The organism is Streptomyces dryopteridis, assembly GCF_049606955.1.
In the GTDB taxonomy this organism is placed as follows: Bacteria; Actinomycetota; Actinomycetes; order Streptomycetales; family Streptomycetaceae; genus Streptomyces.
On the sequence record NZ_CP187113.1, the window covers coordinates 2,376,205 to 2,400,149 of the forward strand.

22 protein-coding genes are annotated in these 23,945 nt (G+C 73.7%); 11 read left to right on the forward strand and 11 right to left on the reverse strand.

Features of this window, described 5'->3' with window-relative positions; translation table 11 throughout:
* Positions 1-15: 15 nt before the first annotated feature.
* From ACN20G_RS09930 to ACN20G_RS09940, 3 genes are all read right to left on the reverse strand, one after another.
* Positions 16-963 carry a TIGR03619 family F420-dependent LLM class oxidoreductase gene (locus ACN20G_RS09930; RefSeq protein WP_424212375.1) on the reverse strand — a complete coding sequence of 316 codons (948 nt, stop codon included), beginning with the start codon at positions 961-963 and terminating at the stop codon, positions 16-18.
* 195 nt (positions 964-1,158) lie between these two features.
* A complete protein-coding gene (locus ACN20G_RS09935) occupies positions 1,159-2,316 on the reverse strand; it encodes a hypothetical protein (protein WP_424212376.1) in 1,158 nt (385 codons plus the stop codon).
* A gap of 1,103 nt (positions 2,317-3,419) precedes the next feature.
* Positions 3,420-3,935 carry a SigE family RNA polymerase sigma factor gene (locus ACN20G_RS09940; protein WP_424212377.1) on the reverse strand — a complete coding sequence of 172 codons (516 nt, stop codon included), beginning with the start codon at positions 3,933-3,935 and terminating at the stop codon, positions 3,420-3,422.
* Between the two features lie 179 nt (positions 3,936-4,114).
* Here ACN20G_RS09940 and ACN20G_RS09945 point away from each other — a divergent pair, with 179 nt between their 5' ends.
* Positions 4,115-4,762 (forward strand): hypothetical protein, encoded by a 648-nt coding sequence (locus tag ACN20G_RS09945; RefSeq protein ID WP_424212378.1) that lies wholly within the window; start codon positions 4,115-4,117, stop codon positions 4,760-4,762.
* A 19-nt stretch (positions 4,763-4,781) separates the two neighbouring features.
* Here ACN20G_RS09945 and ACN20G_RS09950 read toward each other — a convergent pair whose 3' ends face one another.
* Complete coding sequence (locus tag ACN20G_RS09950; RefSeq protein ID WP_424212379.1) at positions 4,782-5,018, reverse strand: hypothetical protein; 237 nt, start codon at positions 5,016-5,018, stop codon at positions 4,782-4,784.
* 294 nt (positions 5,019-5,312) lie between these two features.
* On the opposite strand from ACN20G_RS09950, the gene ACN20G_RS09955 reads away from it, so the two are divergent.
* On the forward strand, positions 5,313-5,906 hold the full coding sequence (locus ACN20G_RS09955; RefSeq protein WP_424212380.1) for an N-acetyltransferase family protein: 594 nt from the start codon (positions 5,313-5,315) through the stop codon (positions 5,904-5,906).
* Between the two features lie 57 nt (positions 5,907-5,963).
* Here the strand turns inward: ACN20G_RS09955 and ACN20G_RS09960 are convergent, their stop codons facing one another.
* Entirely contained in the window at positions 5,964-6,833 is an 870-nt protein-coding gene (locus ACN20G_RS09960) for a L,D-transpeptidase family protein (protein ID WP_424212381.1), read from the reverse strand.
* A 461-nt stretch (positions 6,834-7,294) separates the two neighbouring features.
* On the opposite strand from ACN20G_RS09960, the gene ACN20G_RS09965 reads away from it, so the two are divergent.
* Positions 7,295-7,774 (forward strand): NUDIX hydrolase, encoded by a 480-nt coding sequence (locus ACN20G_RS09965; protein ID WP_424212382.1) that lies wholly within the window; start codon positions 7,295-7,297, stop codon positions 7,772-7,774.
* A 134-nt stretch (positions 7,775-7,908) separates the two neighbouring features.
* Here the strand turns inward: ACN20G_RS09965 and ACN20G_RS09970 are convergent, their stop codons facing one another.
* Positions 7,909-8,826: a trypsin-like serine peptidase gene (locus ACN20G_RS09970; RefSeq protein ID WP_424212383.1), complete on the reverse strand. Its 918-nt coding sequence runs from the start codon at positions 8,824-8,826 to the stop codon at positions 7,909-7,911.
* Positions 8,827-9,158: 332 nt separating this feature from the next.
* On the opposite strand from ACN20G_RS09970, the gene ACN20G_RS09975 reads away from it, so the two are divergent.
* Entirely contained in the window at positions 9,159-9,506 is a 348-nt protein-coding gene (locus ACN20G_RS09975) for a hypothetical protein (RefSeq protein WP_424212384.1), read from the forward strand.
* Between the two features lie 687 nt (positions 9,507-10,193).
* Here the strand turns inward: ACN20G_RS09975 and ACN20G_RS09980 are convergent.
* Positions 10,194-11,435, reverse strand: coding sequence for an amidohydrolase family protein (locus ACN20G_RS09980; protein ID WP_424212385.1), 1,242 nt, complete (start codon positions 11,433-11,435; stop codon positions 10,194-10,196).
* 357 nt (positions 11,436-11,792) lie between these two features.
* On the opposite strand from ACN20G_RS09980, the gene ACN20G_RS09985 reads away from it, so the two are divergent.
* Positions 11,793-14,885: an AfsR/SARP family transcriptional regulator gene (locus ACN20G_RS09985; protein ID WP_424212386.1), complete on the forward strand. Its 3,093-nt coding sequence runs from the start codon at positions 11,793-11,795 to the stop codon at positions 14,883-14,885.
* Between the two features lie 152 nt (positions 14,886-15,037).
* A complete protein-coding gene (locus tag ACN20G_RS09990; protein WP_424212387.1) occupies positions 15,038-15,265 on the forward strand; it encodes a hypothetical protein in 228 nt (75 codons plus the stop codon).
* A gap of 275 nt (positions 15,266-15,540) precedes the next feature.
* Here ACN20G_RS09990 and ACN20G_RS09995 read toward each other — a convergent pair whose 3' ends face one another.
* Complete coding sequence (locus ACN20G_RS09995) at positions 15,541-16,335, reverse strand: IclR family transcriptional regulator (protein WP_424212388.1); 795 nt, start codon at positions 16,333-16,335, stop codon at positions 15,541-15,543.
* Between the two features lie 198 nt (positions 16,336-16,533).
* Here ACN20G_RS09995 and ACN20G_RS10000 point away from each other — a divergent pair, with 198 nt between their 5' ends.
* The gene (locus tag ACN20G_RS10000) at positions 16,534-17,301 is read left to right on the forward strand and encodes a class I SAM-dependent methyltransferase (RefSeq protein ID WP_424215451.1); all 768 of its coding nucleotides are present in this window, start codon (positions 16,534-16,536) and stop codon (positions 17,299-17,301) included.
* A 19-nt stretch (positions 17,302-17,320) separates the two neighbouring features.
* Here the strand turns inward: ACN20G_RS10000 and ACN20G_RS10005 are convergent, their stop codons facing one another.
* Positions 17,321-19,042 (reverse strand): FadD3 family acyl-CoA ligase, encoded by a 1,722-nt coding sequence (locus ACN20G_RS10005; protein ID WP_424212389.1) that lies wholly within the window; start codon positions 19,040-19,042, stop codon positions 17,321-17,323.
* Positions 19,043-19,190: 148 nt separating this feature from the next.
* Here ACN20G_RS10005 and ACN20G_RS10010 point away from each other — a divergent pair, with 148 nt between their 5' ends.
* From ACN20G_RS10010 to ACN20G_RS10020, 3 genes are all read left to right on the forward strand, one after another.
* Positions 19,191-20,342, forward strand: coding sequence for a lipid-transfer protein (locus ACN20G_RS10010; RefSeq protein ID WP_424212390.1), 1,152 nt, complete (start codon positions 19,191-19,193; stop codon positions 20,340-20,342).
* Positions 20,343-20,485: 143 nt separating this feature from the next.
* Positions 20,486-20,914, forward strand: coding sequence for a Zn-ribbon domain-containing OB-fold protein (locus ACN20G_RS10015; protein WP_424215452.1), 429 nt, complete (start codon positions 20,486-20,488; stop codon positions 20,912-20,914).
* On the forward strand, positions 20,911-21,705 hold the full coding sequence (locus ACN20G_RS10020) for an enoyl-CoA hydratase/isomerase family protein (protein WP_424212391.1): 795 nt from the start codon (positions 20,911-20,913) through the stop codon (positions 21,703-21,705). Before ACN20G_RS10015 ends, ACN20G_RS10020 begins: the two co-directional genes overlap by 4 nt.
* A gap of 3 nt (positions 21,706-21,708) precedes the next feature.
* On the opposite strand, the gene ACN20G_RS10025 is transcribed toward ACN20G_RS10020, so the two are convergent.
* Entirely contained in the window at positions 21,709-22,278 is a 570-nt protein-coding gene (locus ACN20G_RS10025; RefSeq protein WP_424212392.1) for a hypothetical protein, read from the reverse strand.
* A 168-nt stretch (positions 22,279-22,446) separates the two neighbouring features.
* Here ACN20G_RS10025 and ACN20G_RS10030 point away from each other — a divergent pair, with 168 nt between their 5' ends.
* Positions 22,447-23,091 (forward strand): hypothetical protein, encoded by a 645-nt coding sequence (locus ACN20G_RS10030; RefSeq protein ID WP_424212393.1) that lies wholly within the window; start codon positions 22,447-22,449, stop codon positions 23,089-23,091.
* Between the two features lie 105 nt (positions 23,092-23,196).
* On the opposite strand, the gene ACN20G_RS10035 is transcribed toward ACN20G_RS10030, so the two are convergent.
* Positions 23,197-23,697: a peptidylprolyl isomerase gene (locus tag ACN20G_RS10035; protein WP_424212394.1), complete on the reverse strand. Its 501-nt coding sequence runs from the start codon at positions 23,695-23,697 to the stop codon at positions 23,197-23,199.
* Positions 23,698-23,945 lie beyond the last annotated feature (248 nt).

Here is a 23,945-nt window from a genome sequence, read left to right on the forward strand (position 1 = left end):
GCCCCGCTCTCCCGCTCAGCCCTCCAGCAGCGGTGCGACCTCCGCCCCGAACGCCGCGATCTGGTCCAGCAGCTCCGCACAGTCCCGCGAGCGGAACCGGACCTGGATCTGGTCGACGCCGAACCCGCGGTACTCCCGGAGCGACGCGGCCAGGGCCTCCGGCTTGCCCGTGAGGGTGCGGCGCCCCGTGTCCCAGCCCGGTTCGCCCACGTAGAGGACCTCCGTGATCGCGCCGATCTCGATCGGGTCCGTGACCCCGGCGGCGGAGCGCAGTTCGCGCAGGCGGGCGATCTGGGCGGGGAACGCCGTGCGCGGGTCGCCCTGCGGGAGCCATCCGTCCCCGCGCACCGCCGCGCGCCGGACGGCCGCCGGGGAGGAGCCGCCGACCCAGATCGGCACCCGTTCCTGCGCGGGACGCGGCGCCTGGCCGAGGTCACGGAAGGAGAACAGCTCGCCCTCGAACTCGGGGAACTCCTCCGGGCCGAGCGCGGCACGCAGGGCGTCGATGGTCTCGTCCAGCACCGGGCCGCGCCGTTCGAAGTCGACGCCCAGGACCTCGAACTCCTCCTTCACGTGGCCCGCGCCGACGCCGAGGATCAGCCGGCCGCCGGCCAGGTGGTCCAGGGTGGCGTACTGCTTCGCGCTGATCAGCGGGTGCCGCAGCCCGGCGACGGCCACGTGGGACAGCAGCCGGACCCGGGTGGTGATGCCGGCGAGGAAGGAGAGGGTGGCGATCGGGTCGTACCAGATGGTGCTCATGGGGCCCGCCAGCCGCCGGGGGATGGCCACGTGGTCGCACGAGGCGAGGTACCCGAAACCCGCCTCCTCCGCCGCCCGCGCGACCGCCGCGAGTTCGCGGGGACCGGCCCCGGCCTCCCAGGGCTCGGCGTAGATGACACTCTGCGACTGGACCGGGAGCTGCATCCCGTAAACCAGCCGGCCTTCCTCGAACACGCGCGCCATGGGGACCGCCTCTCGCCGCGATGGGGTGCGGGTGCGCGCCCCATCGTGGTACCTGACGGATCGTCAGACAAGGGGTGCGGCCCCACCTCCCCGACCCGGACCGGGCAGGGCCGACCCGGACCGGCCCGCGGACGCCGAAGGGCCCGGCGTGACCGCCGGACCCTTCGTGACGCACCCGCACCGCCCACCGGCGGCTCAGATCGCGTACGGCCACACGCTGAGCATGTGCGCCCCGTACCAGCACCCGAAGAGGACGCCGCCCGAGAGCACCACCACCGCCGTCCGCGTGCGGGCCCGCGCGAGCCCGAGCGCGACCGGCAGCAGGAACACCACGGCGGGCGCCAGCAGCCGCAGCTTGCAGTGGTAGAAGTTGCTCTGCCCGAGGGTGATCACGACGAGGAACACCCCGTACGCGAACAGGGGTGGCCACGCACCCCGCCGCCAGGCCAACGCGGTCGCCGCGACACAGGCCGACACGAGCACCGCCGTGCTCACCGGCACCCAACCCGCGTTCCCGTCCTGGTGCCCCTCCGCGCCCAGCGTGTTGCCGAGGAACTCGACGAAGGCCCGGCCGCTGTCCCAGTGCGTGCCCCACCCCGCCTCCTGCACCACGAACCACGCGTCCATCCGTCCCAGCCGCAGGCCCACCCACGCCAGGTAGGCCGGCATCCCCACGCAAGCCAGCGCGAGCCCGCCGACGGGACGCGCCGCCGAGGACCAGGGCAGGCCCGCCCGACGATCCGCCACGACCCGCAGCAGCACCGCGACCCCGAGCGCCGCCACGACGCACACGGCCGCCGGCCGGGTCAGCCCCGCGAGCATCCCCGCCGCGCCCGCCCACCACCAGGCACCACGACGCGCCGCGTAGAGCGTGCCGAGGCACAGCGCCAGGAACAGCGATTCGCTGTACCCCATCACGAACGCCACCGCCATCGGCTGCGCACCCGCCAGGAGGACGAGCCCGATGAACGCCGCGCGACGCCCGTACAGATCGGTCAGCAACCGGTCGGCGGCCACGAGGGCGGCCAGCAGCCCGAGGTGGGCGACCAGCAGCGCGGCCGTTCCCGCGTCCAGCCCCGTGAGGGCGTGCACCCCTCGGGTGAGCAGCGGGTAGAGGGGGAAGAAGGCCGTGTTGTTGCCCTGGGGCGCGCCGTTCTCCCCGAAGGTCAGCGCGGTCGGATAGCCGTTGGTGGCGACGTCCAGGTACAACTGCGCGTCCCACGACAGCAGCCGGTCGCGCACGGAGAGGCCCCCGGGCCGGGACATCGCCGCGAGCACGAGCAGGTGCAGGACCGTCGAGACCGCGTACACGAGCAACGCCGGACCGACCAGTTCGACGGCCCGCCCGAGCACGGGACCCCGCACCCACCGGCCAACCGACGCGTCGACCACGCCACGTCGCCCGCCACGGCGGACGGCGGCCGCGCCGGAACCCCCCGCGCCACGCCCGCGCCGGACATCGGCGGCACCCCGGGCATCGGCGGCACCCCGGCCGCCGTCGGCGCCCACGGACCCACCCCCGGGCCCGTCGTCGATCAACGCAACACCCGGTCCCCCGGGTTTCATTCCGTCCCCGGCCGCCGATATCCCGCCGCCCCGCACACCACCGGGCGCGGACGGACCGTACGCACCGCGTGCGTCCGGCGCGCCGTACCCGGCACCCGTCCCCTCGGGGCCGGGCCCGCCGTCGGGCGGAGCGGCGTACGGCCTGGGCCCGGGAACCGGTGTGCCGAACGGCGGCGCCGGCACCCCCTCCCCGTCGCCCGCCGTCGGGCGCGCGTGCTGCTGGTCCACGTCGCTCTCGTCTCCTCGTGCATCGATCTCTGGGTGGTGCGTCACGGGGTGTACGCCCGGCGCGGGCCCGCGGGTGGACAGGGGAACGCGAATGTGGCGGGTGTCACGTCGGCCGCCCCTCGGGGGTGCCGGTCGCCGGCACGGTCGGCGAGGCCGTCGGCCGGAGCGGCGACGTCGGTCCCGAGGCGGGTTCCGTCGTCGGAGTCGCCGGCGGGCCCGCGTCCGGTTCCCGGACCCGCGTCGGGGTACCGGTCCCGGTCGGGGCCGGCGAGGGCGCCTCACGGGAGGCGGACCCGGTCGGGCCCGGCCCCTCCGTCACCGGCGCGGCGGGCGGTGCCACGGGATCGTCGGGCCCGACTCCGTCGGTCGGGCCGAACCCCGGACCGAACACGAACAGCACACCGGCGAGCGCCCCGCCCACACCCACGCCGACCGCGGCCGACCGCCGGCGGCGCCGTCGACGGGCCCGTGCGCGGATCTCGTGGGCCGGCGCCGGGCCGGCCCGGCGCGCGCCCGACTCCGCGAGCGCCCGGACGCCGTCGCCCACCACGTCCACCGCGTCCGCCTCGCCGCCGACGCGCCCGGCCGCGACGCGCCCGGGATCGGCACGCCCGGGATCGGCGGCGCCGTCGGCGCGCGGGGCATCGGGCCCCGGCCAGTTCTCAACCACGCCCGGCCTCCTCCTTCACGCCCCGGCGCTCCGCGGGCCCCAGGCGCGCCTCCAGCCGAGCGCGGGCCCGGGCCAGATGGGTCTTCACCGTGCCGGGGGACACGCCCATCTCCCGGGCGGTCTCCTCCACGGACAGATCGCACACGTAGTGCAGGGTCACCACCCGGCGCTGCCGGTCGGGCATCCGACGCAGCACGGCCGCGAGGTCCACCCCCGGCAGGACGGCGTCCGGCGGGTCCGCCACCGCGGGCTCGGCGCGCCGCCGCCAGGCGAACAGGTCACGCAGCACCCGACGGCGTCGGCTCACCGCGAGCCGCCACGCCACCGTGCGCACCCACGCCTCCGGCCCCCGTTCGAACTCCAGCGCGTGGCGTTTGCCCCAGGCCCGCACGAACGCCTCCTGCACCACGTCCTGGGCCTCGTGGAAGTCCCCGGTCATGACGTACAGGCGCCCGGTGAGACGGCGCACGGTGTGCGAGTAGAACGCGTCGAACTCGTCCTCCGTCACCCGCCCGCCCTTCGCCCGCACCACGCCTTGCCGGCCCGGGACGCCCTTCGGCGCCCGGCATCCCATCCGAGTCCCGGCACGGTCCGGACCTGCCGTTCCAGACCCTCCAGTGTGCCCGACCCGCCCGAAGGGGCCGGTCGGACGTTTCACTGACGGGCCCGCCGGGGACTGCCCGGCTCATGGACATCGAGTTGGCCCTCACCCTCGTCAGCGGTATCGCCTGGACCGTCGCCTACGTCGGGATCCTGCGCGCCGGCGCCCGTGACCGGACGTACGGGATGCCGCTCGCGGCCCTCGTCCTGAACCTGGCCTGGGAGTCGACGTACGCCGTGAACGAGTTCCGGCACGGGCTGTCGGCCCAGGGCGTCGTGAACGTGGTGTGGACCGCTCTGGACGTGGCCATCCTCGCGGGCTGGTTCCGGCACGGGCGGGCCGAGCTGCCGGCCTGGGTGGGTCGCCGGCTCTTCATCGCGTGGGGCGTCCTCGCCCTGGCCGCCGGATACGCCGTGCAGTGGCTCTTCCTCGCGCACTTCGGCACCCACGACGCGACCCGGAACTCCGCGTTCCTTCAGAACCTGCTGATGTCGGTCCTGTTCATCGCGCTCTACACGCGGCGTGAGGGGCCTCGCGGGCAGTCCCTGACCGTCGCGATGGCGAAGTGGCTCGGCACCCTCGCGCCGACCTTCCTCTTCGGCGTCATCGAGGACTCCCCGTTCATCCTCGGCCTCGGGCTGCTGTGCTGCGTCTTCGATCTGCTGTACATCGCGCTGCTCGTCAGGAACCCCGCGCTCCGCCCCGCCCCCTCGAACCCCGCCCCGGCCCAGTGAACCCAACGGAGCCGAAGGGTCACCGGGAGCCGACGGGCGGTGCCCCGTCGGTCCCCGTGATCGACTCGCCGCAGCGCCGCAGCAGGGCCGTCACCCGGCACGGCAGATCGCTCGGGTCCGCACAGCCCTCGTAGCCCGCGGCCCACAGGGCGAGTTCCGCCTCCGCCACCAACAACAGGATCACCACGGGCACGGCAACCAGCGCACCCCACAGCGCCTGGACCGCGTGCGGGGTCACGGTCTTGTCCACACTCATCGAGCCGTGTCTCCTCCCAGCACAGGACTCGGGCGGGCCTGGGGCGGTTGCCGCCGGGACATTCTGCGGGCCTCGGAGCACGGCTCTCACCCCTCCGCGCGAATCACGCGCACACCGCCACAACACGCGCATTTCGCGCATCCGAGCGGGTGTCCGCAGGCCGGCCCGGCACCCCGCCCTCAACCCGTCTCGGCATGCGGACGTTTTCCCCTCCGTCGGCGAGACGATCTGCGCTCCGCGCGCACCCGCCCCCGGGGCTGCGCCGCCCGCGCCCGGGACCTCTACGCTGTCCGCATGTTCTCCGTCCGGCAGGCCCTTCCCGCCGACGGCGTCGCGCTCGGCGACATCCACAGCACGGCATGGGCGGCGACATACGCGCCCTTCTTCGCCGCCGACTTCGCCGCCGAGGGCATCGCCTCCCGCCGCCACACCTGGCACGCGCGCATCGCCCGAACCCTCCCGCCCCCACCCACCGGCGCGTCGGACCCCCGTACCGGGGTCGGTTCGGCGCCGGCCGGCCCTGGGGAGCCCACACTCCGCGACGCGGGCACGATCCTGGTCGCCGAGGACGCCGGTCGTCTCCTGGCCCTCTCCTGGTTCCGCGCCTCGGGCACCGGGCCCGACGAGGTCGAGATCCTTTCGTTCTTCAACCACCCGGCCGGCTGGGGGACCGGCATCGCCGGGGCCCTGATGACCGCCACCCTCGCGCGCTCGGCGGAGGAGGGCTTCCGCCACGTCCGCCTGTGGACGCTGCGTGACACCCCTCGGTCCCGCCGCTTCTACGAGAAGTGCGGCTTCGCCCTCTCCGGCGCCGACCGTCCGCACGACTTCGGCGACGGCGAGCCCCTCGTCCAGGTCGAATACCGACGTGCCCTCAGCGCCCCCTGAGCCGAGGCCCGGACAGCTCGCGCGCGACCACTCGGCGCGCTGCCGCCCGTCGCGGGGTCAGAAGCCCGCGGGGCCCATCACGACCACGGGCCTGGCCGCCGGGTCCAGGGTCGCCAGCAGGGCCCGCATGCCCTCCTTGGGGAGACCGACACAACCCTGCGAGGGGCCGTCGTGGTCCACGTGCAACCAGATGTTGCCGCCCTTCGCCGCCCCCTCGGGCTTCGTCGGGTCGAGCGGCGACACGCCCTTGGCACGGTTGAAGTCGATCGCGATGACGTAGTCGAAGGACCCTGCCAAGGACTCCCCCTCGACCCCCCGCCCGCCCGCGACGAAAGCCGAGTCACGGTCGTACGGCAGCCGGGTGCCCTTCGGGGCGGCCAACAGGCCACCGGCGTCCGACAGGCTGAACACGCCCTGCGGCGAAGTGAGGTCACCGTAGGAGCGAGCGCCGTCCGCCGACCAGCCCTTGGCCCCGTTGCGCGCGGGCCAGGTCCCCGACGCGGCCCAGGGAGCGTTCGTCGTGGGTCGCGTGTAGAGGGTGACGGTGGCATGGGAGGACTTCGCGTCCTTGCCGGTGACGAGCACCAGTTGCCGAGAGTCCGCGGGCACCTTCGCCGCCGTCGCCGCGCTCAGCCCCGGCAGCCCGGCGGTGTTCGGGCCGGCCGCCCGTTCCTCGCTCCGGTCCGCCCGGGAGTCCTGACCACCGTGCGTGCCGCTCGCGCTCTTGGCGTCGGCCGCCGAGCCGTTCTCCGCGAGGTCCGAGCTGCCCTGGGTCTGCCGCGGCCAGGGGGCACCGGGCTGCTCGACCAAGGCGTACATCCAGCCACCCGTGAACGTCAGCAGACCGACCGTCGCGGCGTATCCGATCCGACGGGAGGTCGCGGAGGTGGTGGGGCCGGTGGAGCGGGCTCGGCGGTGCTTGCTCATGACGGCCGACCGTACCAGCCGGGGATCCGGCGAACGCCGAACGTGTGAACTTCCGGTGAATCCCCGTCCGAACCCCTCGGACGATCCCAACCTCCTTGTTTCTGATGGTTTGTCGCCCGGAACCGTCACCGGCGGCAGACCCCCGCAGGGCTTTGCGGGCCGCTCGCACCCGCCCGGGGGTGTGACGAACCGCATGGGCGCGACTCCCCCACCCCAGCGGCGCCCGCCCCCGCGTCCCCGCGCCCGCCTCCCCTCGGCCGGGCTCCGTCGCCCCTCCCGGACGCCCCCGGCCACGCGCACCGCTCACGCCCTGTCAGGCCCGTCCGCACCCGTCGGAACGAAACCTTCCGACCTCCCCTTTCGCCCCGGTTCGGAACACCCCGTCAAACAACTCCGGGGCGGCGGTTTTCCGCCGGCCCGATGGTCGGGACGGCGCCTCGAACCGGTCGTACGCTGCACTGATGACCATTCCCCGACTGAGCCCCAGGCGGGCTCGCACCCCACGCCGCGCGGCGCGCATCGTCATCGTCTCGCCCACCGGATCGGTCTTCCTCTTCCGCGAGAACAACGTGGAGGTGGGCATCCACTGGCTGCCGCCCGGCGGCGGCATCGACCCCGGCGAAAGCCCCGAGGACTGCGTCCGGCGCGAACTCCGCGAGGAGACGGGCTGGACCGATCTCGCGCCCCAGCGCCTGCTCTGCACCTGGGAGCACGACTTCACCCACCAAGGCGTGCCGGTGCGTCAGCACGAGCACATCTTCGTGACGCGGGGCCCCCTGCGCACCCCCACCCCCGAGGAACCCGACGCCGACTGGCGCTGGCTCTCCCCGCGAGCCCTCCGCGAGCTCGACGAGCCGATCTGGCCCCCGAACCTGACCACCCTCCTCGCCGAGGGAGCGGCGGGCCCCCTCGAACCCGTCCACCTGGGCCTGGTGCGCTGAGTCGCGAGCGACCCCGCCCCATCCCTCGCCCGTGCTCCGACAACGACCGGGGGCGGGAGCGGATTCCCGGGGATCGACGATTCACCCTTCGGAGGGCCAGGGACACACCGCGCCCTCCGAGCCGACCGGCACCGTCAGCGCCCGGCGGTGGCCCTCCGGTACAGGTCCGCGGTCCAATCGCCGAAGACGGTGCTGGTGGACACGTCGTCCGTGTCACCGCCCGTCAGGACACCGACGACCGCGCCGTCCGCCGCGATCCACGCGCTGCCGCTCGTGCCGCCCGGGAAGTCGGCGCAGTCGAAGCGCTGCTCCGTCGCCGACGTGCGCACGGCGGGGCCCGCGCACACGCGCGGCCGGTCACGGTCACTGGGGTAGCCGGTCACGGTGATCGGTTCCCCGACCCGGCCCGCCGTGTCCAGGCCCGCGGCCCCGACCACCGACTCCACGCTCCGCCCCGAGGCGTCGGGGGCGAGCCGGGCGAAGGCCAGGTCGTAGGCGTCGTCCTGAGAATCGGCCCACCGGGAGTCCTGGAACACCTCCGTGATGCGCCAGGTTCCGTACGGCGCCTTCCCGTCGGTGAAACCCGGTGCGAAGACCGCTCCGCGCCCCTCGGTCGGCGCCCCGTCGGAAAGGCAGTGGCCGGCGGTGGCTATGAGATTGCCGCCGGGACTGTGGACCACCGTGGCGGTACAGAAATGCCCGTCGGCCAACGGGCCTTCGAAGAGCGGGCCCGCGAAACGCGCGGCCTCGGGCCTGGTGTTCCGGGTGTCGGAGCCGGAGGCCGACGGACCGGGCGGCGACGACGAGGGCTCGGACGATGAGGGTCGCGGGGACGGCGTCGCGGGAGAGGGGGAGCCGAGGGCCGTGTGCGTGGGCGCCGACAGGGGATCGGCGCCTCCGTGCGGGCGCGGCGCGGCGGCCTCCGGGGCGGCCGGGGTGGCGCCGGCGAGTTTCTCGCTCCGCCCGTTCTCCAGGGCGGAGGTCACGAATCCCGAGGTGACGATGGCCACGGCGAACAGCAGGACGGCCAGCGCCGCACCCTTCCACGTCATCGAGCCCTCCCTCGCCATCAGCGGCTCCCCCTTCGCCCCCGCGAATCCTGCCCGGAGGCACGCGTCCCCCGCAAGGGTGACCGGGGTTCCGTCCACAGGCTGTGCAGAAGCCCCCGCCTCCGGGCCGAGCGACCCCCGCCCCCGGGGACCTTCGACCCTGTCGAAGATCCTTTCGCCGGAATTGAAACAAGAAAAGGAAGGCAATCCTTTCCTTAGTTTTTCATCGAATTCAATTCGGCCGGAATTCGCTGCTACAGTCCGATTTAAAGCGGCGCCGAAACCTTTCGGCGCACGCGTTTTCCCATGCGCACGCGGCGCGGCCTGGAGGGGCGATGAAGACGGCTGAGACTCGGATCGGCATGCGGCGGATGATCCACCGAGGCCCGATCACCACCTTGCGCACCACCGTGCCGCCCATGGTCCGCCGCCCCCGCGCGGCCGTCGGCCCGGTCACCATGTCCGCCGCCGCGATGCCCTGCCGCCACTGCACCGCGCCGGCCACCGCCTGCGCCGGGTGCGAGATGAACGCCTGCAACGGCTGCGCGGAGGCCGCCACCGCGTGCGCCACGTGCGCCGTCGCCGCGTGCCGCCAGTGCAACGCCCCGGCGTCCGCCTGCCGCACCTGCGAGATGAACGGCTGCAACGGCTGCCTGGAGATCACCACCGGCTGCGGCGGCTGACGACCCGACGAACGACCGCGGAGCGCGGGAGCGGCGAGAGCCCTCCCGCGCTTCGGCGTATCCGGGGCCGCTCGGGGCCGCGCGTTCACCCGATCGGGGGACTTGCCGATTACGGAGAGTAATCGCATCCTGATGGTGCACCCGATGTCGGGGCGAGCGCGGCGAGCACGACGAACGTGAACTCTCCCCCCTCCCCCCGGCGTCGGGTGGGGCGCCCGAGAACCACGAAGACAGCGAGCGAAAGGGGACCTTTCAGGAGAGACGACAGGGCCGGGGCACGGTCACACCGAGCAGTCCACGGGCGCCCATCCCGTCCGCATCCGACAACGAACCTTCGGCATCCGACCGACCACGAGGTCAGCGGCGACAGCGGTCGCCCCCGTCGGCACCCCGAGAAACCCGTGCGAACCCGTCCGCCCCGGCGCCGGGGCGGAATGTTCAGCACGTCTCCCGAGTGAGCGGTCCGTCATCGATCCGCGCACTCGCGATCCCGGCCGGCCCCTGAGGACCGGTCCGGCCCGGATCTCGCCGGTGGGCACCTTGCGAACTGAACAGTGGACAGCGCGCATCCCACGCGCACCCGGCGGGACACCCCTCGTCCCGCCCCGGCCGGTGTGGTCGAGGGTCTCGTGACGACCCTCGACCACACCGGGCTTTCGCCGTCGGCTCCGGTGGAGGACGACGGCGCTATCGGGCGGCGCCCTCGGAACCGGGACCTCGCCACAGACCCTCCGGGGTGAGCCCCAGCAGATCGATGGCGTTGCCCCGGACGATCCGGTCGACGACATCGGGCGGGAGGTGCCCCATCTGCCCCTCGCCGACTTCCTTCGACTTGGGCCACGTGGAGTCGGAGTGCGGGTAGTCCGTCTCGTAGAGGACGTTCGCGGCCCCGATCGCGTCCAGATTGCGCAGGCCGAACGCGTCGTCGAAGAAGCAGCCGAAGACGTGTTCGGCGAACAGCTCGGACGGCGGCCGGGTCACCTTGTCCGCCACCCCACCCCAGGCCCGGTTCTCCTCCCACACCACGTTCGCCCGTTCCAGGATGTACGGGATCCAGCCGATCTGGCCCTCCGCGTACATGATCCGCAGGTTCGGGAAGCGTTCGAACTTGCCGCTCATCAGCCAGTCCACCATCGAGAAGCAGCAGTTGGCGAAGGTGATGGTGGAGCCGACGGCGGGCGGGGCGTCGGCGGAGGTCGAGGGCATCCGCGAGGAGGAGCCGATGTGCATGGCGATCACGGTGCCGGTCTCGTCGCACGCGCGCAGGAACGGGTCCCATTCGTCGGTGTGGATGGACGGCAGTCCGAGGTGCGGGGGTATCTCGGAGAAGGCGACGGCACGGACCCCGCGTGCGGCGTTGCGACGGACCTCGGCCGCGGCCAGTTCCGCGTCCCACAGGGGGATGAGGGTGAGCGGGATGAGGCGTCCGGCGGCCTCGGGGCCGCACCACTCGTCGACCATCCAGTCGTTGTAGGCACGCACCCCGAGCAGGCCCAGTTCGCGGTCCTTGGCCTCGGTGAAGGTCTGTCCGCAGAACCTCGGGAAGGTGGGGAAGCAGAGTGCGGACTGGACGTGGTTGACGTCCATGTCGGCCAGGCGGTCGGGCACCGAGAAGGAGCCCGGGCGCATCTGCTCGTAGGTGATGACCTCCAGGCGGATCTCGTCCCTGTCGTAGCCGACCGCCGTGTCGAGGCGGGTGAGGGGACGGTGCAGGTCTTCGTAGACCCACCAGTCGCCGATCGGTCCGTCGTCGCCGGGGTTGCCCATGACGGGGGCGAACTTGCCGCCGAGGAAGGTCATTTCCTTCAGGGGGGCGCGGACGACGCGGGGCCCGATGTCGCGGTATTTGGACGGGAGTCGATCCCGCCAGACGTGAGGGGGCTCCACCGTGTGGTCGTCCACCGAGATGATCCTGGGGAAGGTCTCCATGGATCCACGGTAGCGCCGATCTGACGCATCGTCAGCTCTTTGGTGCGGGGTTGGTGCCGGCTTGGTACGGGATCGGCACGCGGGGGCCGCCCTCACGGACTGCCGTGTCCGCGCCAAACACGGCAGACTGGCCACTGGCAGAACGTCACAACGACCAGGGGGGTGGGGAGAGATGGGGCACATGGACGACCGGGGGCGAGGACGCGGATCCACCGACATCGACGACGGGCGCTCGGAGCACCCCGACCGCCTGCCCCCGGCACGGCGCCCCTGTACCCCTCGCCCACGGGTGGGGGCGCGCGGATCCGTCCGCACCCCCACCCCCGACCGGCGGACGCGGATCCGGCGGGGCGCGGAGTGACCGGGCGAGCCGTCCGAAACGGCGCGGACGAGGTGGTCGGAGCGGGTCCCGGGGCGCGGGCCGGGGCCGGCCGCGCGGAGGTCGTGGCGGCGGGGGCGGAGGTGGACGATGCCTACCGGTTCTCGGTGCTGGGGCCGGTGCGGGCCTGGCGGGGGCAGACTGCGCTGCCCTCGGGCAGCCCGCAACAGCGGGCGCTGCTCGCGACCCTCCTCCTGCGGGACGGCCGGACCGCCACCGCCGCCGAGTTGATCGACGCCATCTGGGGTGAGGACCCGCCGAACCAGGCCCTGGCCACGATCCGTACCTACGCGTCGCGGCTCCGGAAGATCCTGGCCCCCGGAAGCCTGGTCAGCGAGTCGGGCGGTTATGCCGTGCGGCTCGATGCGCGCGACGCGCTGGACGTCAGGCGGGCCGCCGCCCTGGCCGCCGAGGCCGAGGCCCTGCGCCTGGCGGGGGACCTGACGCGGGCGGGCGAGACCTACGGGCTCGCCCTGGGCCTCTGGGAGGGTGAGCCGCTGGCCGGGGTGCCCGGGCCCCACGCGGAGACCGAGCGGGCCCGGCTCTCCGAATGGCGGCTGGCCCTGGTCGAGTGCCGCGTGGATCTCGACCTCGAATTGGGCCGGCACGCCGCGACCGTCTCGGAACTGACGGCGCTGACCGCCGCGCACCCCCTGCGGGAGCGGCTGCGGGAGCTGCTGATGCTGGCCCTGTACCGGGGCGGGCGGCAGGCCGAGGCGCTCGCCGTGTACGCGGACACCCGGCGGCTGTTGGCCGAGGAGCTGGGGGTGGATCCGCGGCCCGAACTCGCGGCCCTGCAGCAGCGCATCCTGCGCGGTGACAGCGATCTCATCCCGGCCGTGCCCCCGGCCCCGTCGAACGGCCCGAGCCCGGTCCGGCCAGCGCAGTTGCCGGCCACCGTGCCCGATTTCACCGGCCGTGCGGGGTCCGTGGCCGAACTGTCGCGGGTGCTGGCCCCGGGCGACGGACAGCCGGCGGACGCGGCCCCGGATGGGGAGGGCGCCGGAGCGGGCGGGGGCCGGATCATGGCGGTGTCGGCGCTCGCGGGCATAGGCGGAGTCGGCAAGACCACCCTCGCCGTGCACGTCGCCCATGCCGCGCGCGGCCATTTCCCGGACGGCCAGTTGTACGTGGACCTGCAGGGCACGGATCCCCGGCCGGCCGAGCCGGAGGCGGTCCTCGGCTCGTTCCTCCGCGCGCTGGGCACCCCGGAGACGAACATCCCCGACGCGCTCGCCGAGCGGGCGGCCCTCTACCGGTCCCTGCTGGACGGTCGACGGGTGCTGGTCCTGCTCGACAACGCGCGGGACGCCGCCCAGGTGCGTCCCCTGCTGCCCGGGACGGCGGGGTGCGCGGCCCTCGTCACCAGCCGGGTCCGGATGGCGGGCCTGGCGGGGGCCCACCTCGTGGACCTGGACGTGATGAGCCCGGAGGAGGCCCTGCAGCTGTTCACCCGGATCGTGGGGGTCGAGCGGGTGGGGGCGGAGCGGCAGGCGGCGCTCGCCGTCGTCGGGGCCTGTGGGTTCCTGCCGCTCGCGATTCGGATCGCCGCCTCGCGACTGGCCGCGCGGCGGACGTGGACGGTGGCCGTGCTGGCCGCCAAGCTCGCCGACGAACGGCGGCGGCTGGACGAGCTCCAGGCCGGCGATCTGGCCGTGAAGGCCACCTTCGAGCTCGGCTACGGGCAGCTCGACCCGGCGCAGCGGCGGGCGTTCCGGCTGGTGGGGTTGGCGGACGGTCCCGACATCTCCCTGTCGGCCGCCGCGGCCGCGCTGGACCTGCCCGAGCACGACACGGAGGACCTCTTGGAGGACCTCGTCGACTGCTCCCTGCTGGAGTCCGCCGCTCCCGGGCGGTACCGGTTCCACGATCTGGTGCGGCTCTACGCGCGGGCCTGCGCGGACCGGGACGAGGAGTCGAGCGGCGAGTGCGCCGAGGCGCTCTCCCGGTTGTTGGACTTCTACCTGGCCACGGCCGCCGGCGTGTACGCGCTGGAGCGGCCCGGGGACCGGCTCCCGCACCACTTGGCGGACACGCACTATCCCGGCCTGGTGTTCGCCGATCGGCACGCGGCCCTGGACTGGCTGTACGCGGAGGCGAACCCGCTGCTCGCGGCGGCCCGGCAGGCGGCGGGCCCGGTCGGTTCCGGGGCGGCGGGGCCCGTCGGCGGGGTGTTGCGGCGGGGCGTGGACCTGTTGTGGGCCGCGAAGGATCTCGCGGAGTCCGGGGCCAACGCCCGTCAGTACGAGTCGGCGGCGATCGCGCTGCGGGACGCCGCCCGAGTGGTGGCGGATCCGTTCGCGGAGGGTCGGGCGCGGACGACGTTGACCAATGTGCACCTGGTGGGCGGACGGTTCACCGAGGCGGACGAGGAGGCCCGGCGGGCCACGGAGTTGGCACGCTGCGCCGATGATCCGCTGCCCCTGTGCTGGGCCTCGAACGACCGGGGGATCATCGCCCTGCAACGGGGTCGGTACGAGGACGCCGAGCGGTTCCTGCTCACGGCGATCGACACGTTCCGGGCCGACGGCAACCACGTCGGGGAGGCCAGCGCGTTGTGCAACCTGTCGCGGGTGCACGTGGCACAGGACCGGTTGGTCAGCGCCGTCGCGTTGGCGGAGCGCGGGATCGCCGTCTACGACCGGATGGGGTTGACGCTGCGGTTGGCCAACGGCCGGTACGCGTTGGGGATCGCGCTGACGCGCGCGGGTCGGCACGCGGACGCGCTCGCGGAGCTGGGCTCGGCGCTGCACCTGTTCCACGAGAACCGGCAGCCGCTGTGGGAGGGCGTGACGCACTTCCGGATCGCCGAGGCGCATTTGGCGGCGGGTCGCGCGGGGCGGGCGGCGAGCCACGCCGAGCAGGCGATCGCGTTGCGGTGCATCGGGGGGGACTGGCGTCGGGCGACGGTCGTGACCGTATTGGGCCGGGCCCTGGAGCGGCTGGGACAGAACGATCGGGCGCGGGCCTGTTGGCAGGAGGCGGAGGCCGTGTTCGAGGCGATGGGGGCGCCCGAGTTGGCCGAGGTCAGGGGCCTGTTGGGGCGGAACAGGGAGCCGTCGACGGGGTGAGCGGGGCCGGGCCGGGGTGGGGGTGAACGTCGCGTTCATCGTTCGTTTATCGCCGGCCGACATGATGGATACGTCCGAACGACCCGTTCGGCGGTCCGCGGGGGAATCGCCGAACGGGCCTCGGTCTCTGCCTCACCCACCAGGGAGTGATCATGACCACTGAGAACGCCCTCCCGGACGACGGCGACCTCAAGCCGCTCGACAACCACGCCTCGGGCATCGGCATCAAGCCGATCGGTGACCGGCCCTCGGGCGGTCGGCTCGACAACGACACCGACCAGGCGTCGGCCGGGGAGAACGCGCCGAAGCCCGCCGAGGCGGCGCCGGCGGCGGAGGAGATCCGCACCCTGGACAATCACGCGTCCGGCCCGCGTCCCTGAGGGACGCGGTCGGCACACGGGGGCCGTCGAGATGGTCGGGGGGCGTCCCGACGGCGCACGACCGGGGTCTTGGGGGACCCCGACGGGGGAAACAAGGGGGAACGCCGCGGTCCTCGGGGGAGGCCGACGGCAGGGGGAACCGCAGGGGCACCGGGGGGAGTCACTGCGGGCCCGCGCACGGGGGACAACGGGCGCGGGGCGTGTGATCGGCGGTCGTGGTGGCCGGGGGGAGGCCACCGCGACCGCCGGCCGCGTGGAGCCGACGGTGGTGCGGGTCAGCCGAGTTGCAGCAGCCGTTCCACGCCTCGGGCGGCCTCCAGCAGGGCCGGGGCGTACGCCTCCAGCTCGGCGCGGGTGGTGAGGAAGGTGACGGTGGTGAGGCTCACGCCGCCGACCGGGTTGCCGTTGCGGTCGAAGACCGGGGCGCCGAGGCAGCGGATGGAGGTCTCGTTCTCCTCGTCGTCCAGTGCGTAGCCCAGCCGGCGGACCCGTTCGAGTTCCGCGTCGAGGGCGGCTCGGGTGGTGATGGTCTGACGCGTGCGTTCGGTCAGGCCGGTGGCCTCGACGATGGCGTCGACCTGGTCCTTCGGCAGGTGCGCGAGCACCGATTTGCCGATGGCGGTGCAGTGCAGCGGCATCCTCATGCCGATCCGGGAACCCGTCCGGAAGGGCTGTTCGCTCTCGATCTTGCGAATGTAGGTGAGGGCGTTGCCGCTGTGCAGGGCGAGGTGGACGGCTTGGCCGGTGCCCTTCTGGAGGAACTCCAGCAGCTCCACGATGCCCTCGGGCTTCTCGGCCGCGATCTGCGCCGCGAGGGCGCGCAGGCGGAGTCCGATGCCGTAGCTTCCCTCGCCGTCGGTGACGGCGTAACCCTGCTCGACGAGCGAGACGAGGATCCGGTACGTGCTGGACTTGGGAACACCTGAGGTGTAGGCCAGCTCGGCGAGTCGATGGGGGCCGCCCGGGGCGGTCAACGACTCCATGATCCTCAGGGTTTTTTCCAGAGCGCTGCCGGCGGTGGACGTGCGGCCGACCCGTTGCGCCGGCCCGTCTCCCCGTATAGCACTCATCACGAAAACCTCAAGAAATAGTAAAGTGGTCGCTTTCACTGTACGACACGCCCAACACCCCCGGATGGGCCCAAAGGCCCGGAAACACTACCTAAACCCACAGGTCAACAGCCTGGGGCAGAGGGCATGGCCAGGGGTCCCGGTGGTGACTTCCGGCTCTGCGCCGGCGGCCCGGCGCTCGGGCGTAGTCTCGACAGCGTGTTCACGCCCGAGGGTCCCACGCTCCGCGAACTCGCCGTCCAGGCCCTGTCCTCCGTGGAGGCCGGTTACGACCTGTTGGCCCCGAAGTTCGACGCCACTCCCTTCCGCACCCCCGACCGAATGCTCGACGCCGTCGAGGAGGCGCTGACGGGGGCCTTCGACGCCCGGGACTCCGCACGGATCGCCGACGGCCTCGACCTGTGCTGCGGCACCGGCGCCGGCATCCCCCTGTTGCGGCGGCTGTGCCGGGAGTCGGTCACCGGGGTCGACCTCAGCGCGGGGATGCTCGCCGAGGCGGCCCGGACGCACGCCCCGGCCGACCCGGGGCGCCCCGCCGCCGGTCCCGCCGTCTCCTTCGTACGGGCCGACGCCCGCGCGCTGCCGCCCTCCCTGCACGGCCGCCACGACCTGGCCGTGAGTTTCGGCGCCTTCGGGCACTTCCTGCCGGCCGAGCGGCCCGCGCTGTTCGCGGGCGTGCGGGCCGCGTTGCGGCCGGACGGACTGTTCGCGTTCCCGATCGGGGCGCCGCTGTCCCCCCGGCGTCCCGTGTGGTGGGCGGTCGCGGGCTTCGACGCGGCGATGCGGGTGCGCAACGCCGTCCGCCGACCCCCGTTCGTCATGTACTACCGGACCTTCCCGCTCGGGCCCGTCTCCCGGGATCTGGAGGCGGCGGGTTTCCGGGTGGGCACCGTGCCCCTGCCTCGGTTCGGGCGACGGCCCGACGGCAGCCCCCACTGGCGCCTGGTGCTGGCCCGCGCCGCCTGACACGGGCACGGGCACGACCTCAGGGCCGGGTGGTCTCGCGGCCCCGCAGCTCGGTCTTGAGGACCTTCCCGCTCGCGTTGCGGGGCAGTTCCCGCACGAACTCGACCGTGCGCGGCACCTTGTAGTTCGCCATCTCCCGCCGCGACCACGCGATGAGGTCGTCACCGGTCAGGGGGGACCCGGGACGCCGCACGACGTACGCCTTGCCGACCTCCCCGAGCCGGGCGTCCGCGACGCCGACCACGGCGACGTCCGCCACGTCCGGGTGCAGCCCGAGGAGTTGCTCGATCTCGGCCGGATAGGCGTTGAACCCGCCCACGATGAACATGTCCTTGATCCGGTCGGTGATCCGCAGGTTCCCGGACTCGTCGAGCACGCCGATGTCCCCGGTGCGCAGCCATCCGTCGGCGGTGAGGGCTCCGGCCGTGGCCTCGGGGTCCTCGAAGTACCCGCGCATCACGTTGTGGCCCCGGACCAGCACCTCGCCGGCGGTGCCCGGGGCCAGGGGGGCTCCGGTCTCCGGGTCGACGACCTCGACCTCGGTGTCCGGGATGGCCCGGCCCGAGGTGGCGGCGATCACCTCGGCGTCGTCGCCGCGCCGGCACATGGTCACGATGCCGCTGGCCTCGGAGAGCCCGTACGCGGTCAGGACGGTGCCCACGTGCAGTTCACCGCGCAGTCGCTCCACCAACAGCAGCGGCACCACGGCGGCGCCCGTGACGACGAGGCGGAGGGCCGACAGGTCGTGCCGGTCGCGCTCGGGGTGGTCGAGCAGCGACTGGTGCAAGGTTGGCGGGCCGGGCAGCACGGAGACGCGTTCGGCGGCGATGTTGGCGAGGACGGTGTCCACGTTGAACACCGGCTGCGGGATCATCGTCGCCCCGCGCATCAGGCAGGCGATGACGCCCGCCTTGTAGCCGAAGGTGTGGAAGAAGGGGTTCACGATCAGGTAGCGGTCGCCGGCGCGCAGCCCCGCCAGTTCGGCCCACACCTGGTAGCAGCGCAGGGTCTGGGCGTGGGTGATGACGGCGCCCTTGGGCCGGCCGGTGGTGCCGGAGGTGAAGATGATGTCGGAGGGGTCCTCGGGGACGACGTGGGCGGCCCGGGCCCGCACGGTCGCGCCGTCCACGCCCTCGCCGGCGGCCAGGAAGTCCTTCCAGGTGCGGAAGGACTCGGGGGCGTCCTCGGCGAGCACGACCACCTCGCGCAGGTGCGGCAGCCCGGGGAGCGGGCCGGTGCCGGGGCCCTCGGCGGCGGCGCGGCGCAGCGAGGCCACGTACGAGGTGCCGAGGAAGGTGCCGGTGACGAAGAGGAGCCTGGCGCGGCTGCGGTCGAGGACGTACGCGGCCTCGGCGCCCTTGAAACGCGTGTTGAGGGGCACGAGGACCGCGCCGGCGGTGACGGCGCCGAGGGCGGAGACGATCCACTCCAGGGTGTTGGGGGCCCAGACGGCGACGCGGTCCCCGGGTTCCACGCCGGCCGCGATACAGGCGGCGGCGGCCCGTTCGACGCGTTCCCCCAGGGTGCGGTAGTCGACCCGGGTCCGTCCGTCGACGACGGCCTCGCGGTCGCCGAAGCGGGCGACCGCGTCGTACAGCAGGGCCGGGACGCTGCCCCAGCGCAGGTCGCCCCGTACGAGCTCCCCGGCGTCGCCCTCCGACCCCTCGCCTGCCGGCCCCCGCCTCCTCGGCCCCTCGTCCCTCGATCCCTCGCCCGTGCCCCTGCCGGCCGTCGCGACCATCCCCGCCCCTCCCTCGGCCGGGCGCGCCCGGACCGCCGGTGCGCGCCGTGCCCTCGTTCGTCGGTCGTACCTCGGTAGCTGACTATCCGTCAGATTAACGGTAGCCTTCGCCGCTGTCAGCACTGGTGCACGCACCCCGGAGGTGGCGATGGCGGCAACGCTCAAGGACGCGACGGCGATCGTCGGGATCGGTCAGACGCCCTTCGCCAAACAACTCCCGCAAAGCGAACGGGAACTCGCCTGCCGGGCCATCCTGGCCGCCCTGGCCGACGCGGGCATCGAGCCCGGCGAGGTCGACGCCTTCGCCTCCTACACGATGGAGGAGACCGACGAGGTCGAGATCGCCAAGGCCATCGGCGCCGGCGACGTCACCTTCTTCTCCAAGGTCGGATTCGGCGGCGGCGGCTCCTGCGCCACCATCGGACACCTCGCCGCCGCCGTCGCCACCGGCCAGGCGTCGGTGGGCGTGGCCTGGCGCTCGCGCAAACGCGGCTCCGGCCCCCGCCCCTGGCGCAACACCGACGTGCAGCTGCCCACCCCCGCCCAGTGGACCCGCCCCTTCGGGCTGCTGCGCCCCGCCGACGAGATCGGCATGCTGGCCCGCCGCTACATGCACGAGTACGGCGCGACCCGCGACCACCTGTTCAACGTGGCCCTCGCCTGCCGCAACCGCGCCAACCAGAACCCCGCCGCGATGATGTACGAACGGCCCCTGACCCGCGAGATGTACATGACCTCGCGGTGGATCAGCGAGCCCCTGTGCCTCTTCGACAACTGCCTGGAGACCGACGGGGCCCTCGCCTGCGTGATCGTCTCCGCCGAACGCGCCCGCGACTGCCGGCAGAAGCCCGTCTACGTGCACTCGGTGGCCCAGGGACTGCCGAGCCAGCACCACGGGATGGTCAACTACTGGAACGAGGACCCGTTGTCCGGCCCCGCCTGGACGGCCGCCCGCCACCTGTGGAAGCAGGCCGACTTCGGCCCCTCCGACGTGGACGTGGCGCAGATCTACGACGCGTTCACCCCGCTCATCCCGCTCTCCCTGGAGGGCTACGGGTTCTGCGGGCGCGGCGAGGGCGCCTCGTTCACCGAGGGCGGCGCGCTGGAGATCGGCGGCCGGCTGCCCATCAACACCGGCGGCGGCGGGTTGAGCGAGGCGTACGTGCACGGGTTCAACCTGATCAACGAGGGCGTCAAACAGCTCCGGGGCATCTCCACCGCGCAGGTCCCCGACGCGGAGACCTGCCTGGTCACGGCCGGCGAGGGCGTTCCCACCTCGGCCGTCCTGCTCCGCGCCTGAACCCCGCCCCGCCCCGTCCATCCCGCCCGAGCGATCGGAGGACCCACGCCGTGACCGCACCGACCACCCCCGCCGAGCCGCCGCCCACCCCCCGGGCCACGCCGCCGGCCGGCCCCCCGCGCTCCGTCTCCTCCGACGGGTACCTGCTGCCGGTGCCCGACGTGGACGGCGCCCCGTTCTGGGAGTACGCGGCCCGCGGCGAACTGCGCGTGCAGGCATGCGCCGCCCCCGACTGCGGCGAGCTGCGCTTCCCGCCCCGGCCCTGTTGCCCGCACTGCGGCTCCTTCGACAGCGAGTGGCGGGCGATGAGCGGCCGCGGCCGGATCTGGTCGTACGTGCTGCCCCACCCGCCGCTGCTGCCCGCCTACGCGGCCCAGGCCCCCTACAACGTGATCCTCGTGGAACTCGTGGACGCGCCCCGGATCCGGCTGGTCGGCAACCTCGTCACGGCCCCCGACGCCCCGCTGGACTCGATCGCCCCGGGGCGGCTGCGGATCGGGGCCCGGGTGCAGGTCGCGTTCACCGAGGTGGACGGCGTCACGGTGCCGCGCTGGCTGCCGGAGAAGTCGTGACGGGCTCCGGCCCGGCCGGGCTGCGGGTGGAACGGGACCGTGCCGACGGCGTCGTCCTCGTGACCCTGGACCGGCCGGCCCGGCACAACGCCGTCGACCTGCCCACCGCCGCCGCCCTCTCGGAGCTGTGGCGGGCCCTGCGCTTCGACGAATCGGCGCGGGCGATCGTGGTGACGGGCGCGGGCGGGGCCGCGTTCTGCACCGGGGTCGACCGGGACGCCGACATCCCGCAGCCCCCCTCCCCCTACACGATCGACGACCCGATGATCGCGATCGGGCCCAAGGCGAACGACCTGTGGAAGCCGGTGATCGCCGCCGTCAACGGGATGGCCTGCGGCGGGGCCTTCTACCTGCTCGGCGAGGCCGAGTTCCTGATCGCGAGCGAGTCCGCGACCTTCTTCGACCCGCACACCACGTACGGCATGGTCAGCGCCTACGAGGCCATCCACATGGCCCAGCGGATGCCGTTCGGGGAGGTGGCCCGCATGTCGTTGATGGGCACCGCCGAGCGGCTCTCCGCACGCCGCGCGTACGAGATCGGGCTGGTCTCCGAGCTGACCGCCCCGGAGGAACTGCTGCCCGCGGCGCTGCGGGCGGCGGGCGTCCTGGCCGAGCTGCCGACCGACGCCGTCCAGGGCACGGTGCGCGCCCTGTGGTCGGCGAAGCAGGTCGCCCGGGACCAGGCCCTCGCCCACGCCCCGCACCTGATCAAACTGGGCAACCTCGATCCGAAGCGGCAGGCGGAACTGTTCACGGAACGACGCCGCGATCCGGGCTTCCGCCTGCGCTGAACCTCAGCCCGTGCCGGAAGAGGGGGAGGGGGAGGGCGGGGTCGGGGACCCGGACGGGTCCGGCGCGGGCACCGACCGCACGCGCACCAGCTCGCACTCCGCGACCCGGCCCGCGTCGGCGGGACGGGTCAGCGCGGCCGGCAGCTCCGCCCGCTCCCCGGAGCCGAGCGTCACCCGCACCTCGACACGTTCCACTTCCCGGTCGCCCGCGTCCTCGAAGCGCAGCTCGATCGTGAACTCACGGGTGTCGGCGGTCCGCGAGACCACCCGCAGCAGGGCGCGCGGCAGGTCGGCGGGCGCGGCCCCGGGGGCATTGGCGCAGCGCAGGATCGTCACGTCGGCCTCGTCGCGGTTCTTGCCCGAACGCGGCGTCGGCGTGCCCGCGTCGGACCCCCCGCCCGAACCCGAGCCCGAACCGGAGCCGGAGGAGGTGTTCCGCTTCTTGCTCGACGAGCAGCCCCCGCCCCCGCCGCCGTCGGACTTCGACCCCGAACCGTGCCCCGAGGAGAACCCCGTCAACGCGATCACCACCGCGCCGGCGGCGGCCGCGAACCGGACCCGTCGTCCCCACATGCCCCTACCCCTCTCCCCCGACAGGCCGACGGCCCGCACACGGTGACACAGGACGCGGGCACCTGCCGAAACGGTTCCCCTCACTCGCGCGGCGGCCCGCGGGGTGCGGGTTCCACCGGCCGCTCGTAGCGTCGGGATCAGCCGCAGACCTGACACGAGAGGCCCGGCATGATCCGCAACTTCCTGGGTTCGCTGATGGGTCTGGTCGCCGCCGTCGCGGCGGTCTGGAGCGCGTTCCGCCCCTGGTACGGGCGGCGCGAGGGCCGCGACTACCGCATCGCCGAACTCTTCTCCTCCGAGGGGATCACGCTCACCGACGCGGGCCTGTTCACCTCGCTGTTCCTCCCCCTCGCGTTCGCCGCGCTGGTGGTGCTGTCGGCGATCGTGATGCGCTCGCGCCTGCTGATGGTCCTGGCCGGGGTGATCGTGCTCGGATTCTCCGTGCTGTGGATGGTGCGCCAGGGACAGGCGGCCGGCAGCCTCTCGGTGGGCGGCCCGACCGGCACCGGGCTCGGGGTCGGCGTCGCGAACGCCTTCGGGGCCGGCGCCCTGCTGCTGCTCACCGGGGCCCTCATGCGCGGCCGCCGCCCCGCCCAGCGCGCCCGCACCCGGGCCCCCGGCACCTACGACCTGCCGCCCGTGACCCCGCTGCCGGACCCGCCGCAGACCCGGGGCCAGGGCCGGACCGCCCCGCCCCCGCACGACACGCCGCACGACACCCCGGTCGAGCGCTCCGCGCCGACCGCCCCGTACCCCTTCCCCGACCCCGAGCCGCCCCGCACCGACCGGGGCCCGGACACCACCGGCCGCTGAGGACCGCGCGGCCCCGGGCACGGCCGCGCCCCGACCCGAAGACGATCCGAGGGATCGTTTCGGCCCGGGGCGCGGCGGTCGTGCGTGGTGGAGGGGATCCGTGGATCAGCCCTCGACGACGCCCGAGGCGCCGACCTTGATGCGGGCGCTGGTGGCGCCGGAGCGGGAGCCGAGGCCCTCGATCTTCTTGACCAGGTCCTGGCCCTCGACGACCTCGCCGAAGACGACGTGCTTGCCGTCGAGCCAGTCGGTGACGATCGTGGTGATGAAGAACTGCGAGCCGTTGGTGTTGCGGCCGGCGTTCGCCATCGAGAGCAGGTACGGACGGTCGTGCTTCAGGGTGAAGTTCTCGTCCGCGAACTTCTCGCCGTAGATGGAACGGCCGCCGGTGCCGTTGCCGTTGGTGAAGTCGCCACCCTGCAGCATGAACTGCGGGATCACGCGGTGGAACGGGGAGTCCGCGTAACCGAAGCCGTGCACACCGGTGGCCAGCTCGCGGAAGTTCTGCGCCGTCTTCGGGACGACGTCGTCGAAGAGCTTGAAGACGATCCGGCCCGCCGGCTCGTCGTTGATCGTGATGTCGAAGTAGACGTTCTTGTCGGTCATGGGGTCCATCCTGTCACCCCGGGCCCGCCGATCCCGCGCCCACCACCGATCGGGTCGGGACCAATGGCCCGCTGCCCGCCGGCCCCGGATATGGAATATTCAAGATCGCAGCCACCTTTGCGCAGGTCACAAGGGTGGTACCGGTGTCCGGCGGCAGGTTCGCCGGTCGGGTGGCGTGCGCCGCGCGCGGACACGCGCCCGTCCTCGGCACCCGTCACCTCGTGCCACGACGCGGTCACCACGAGCGC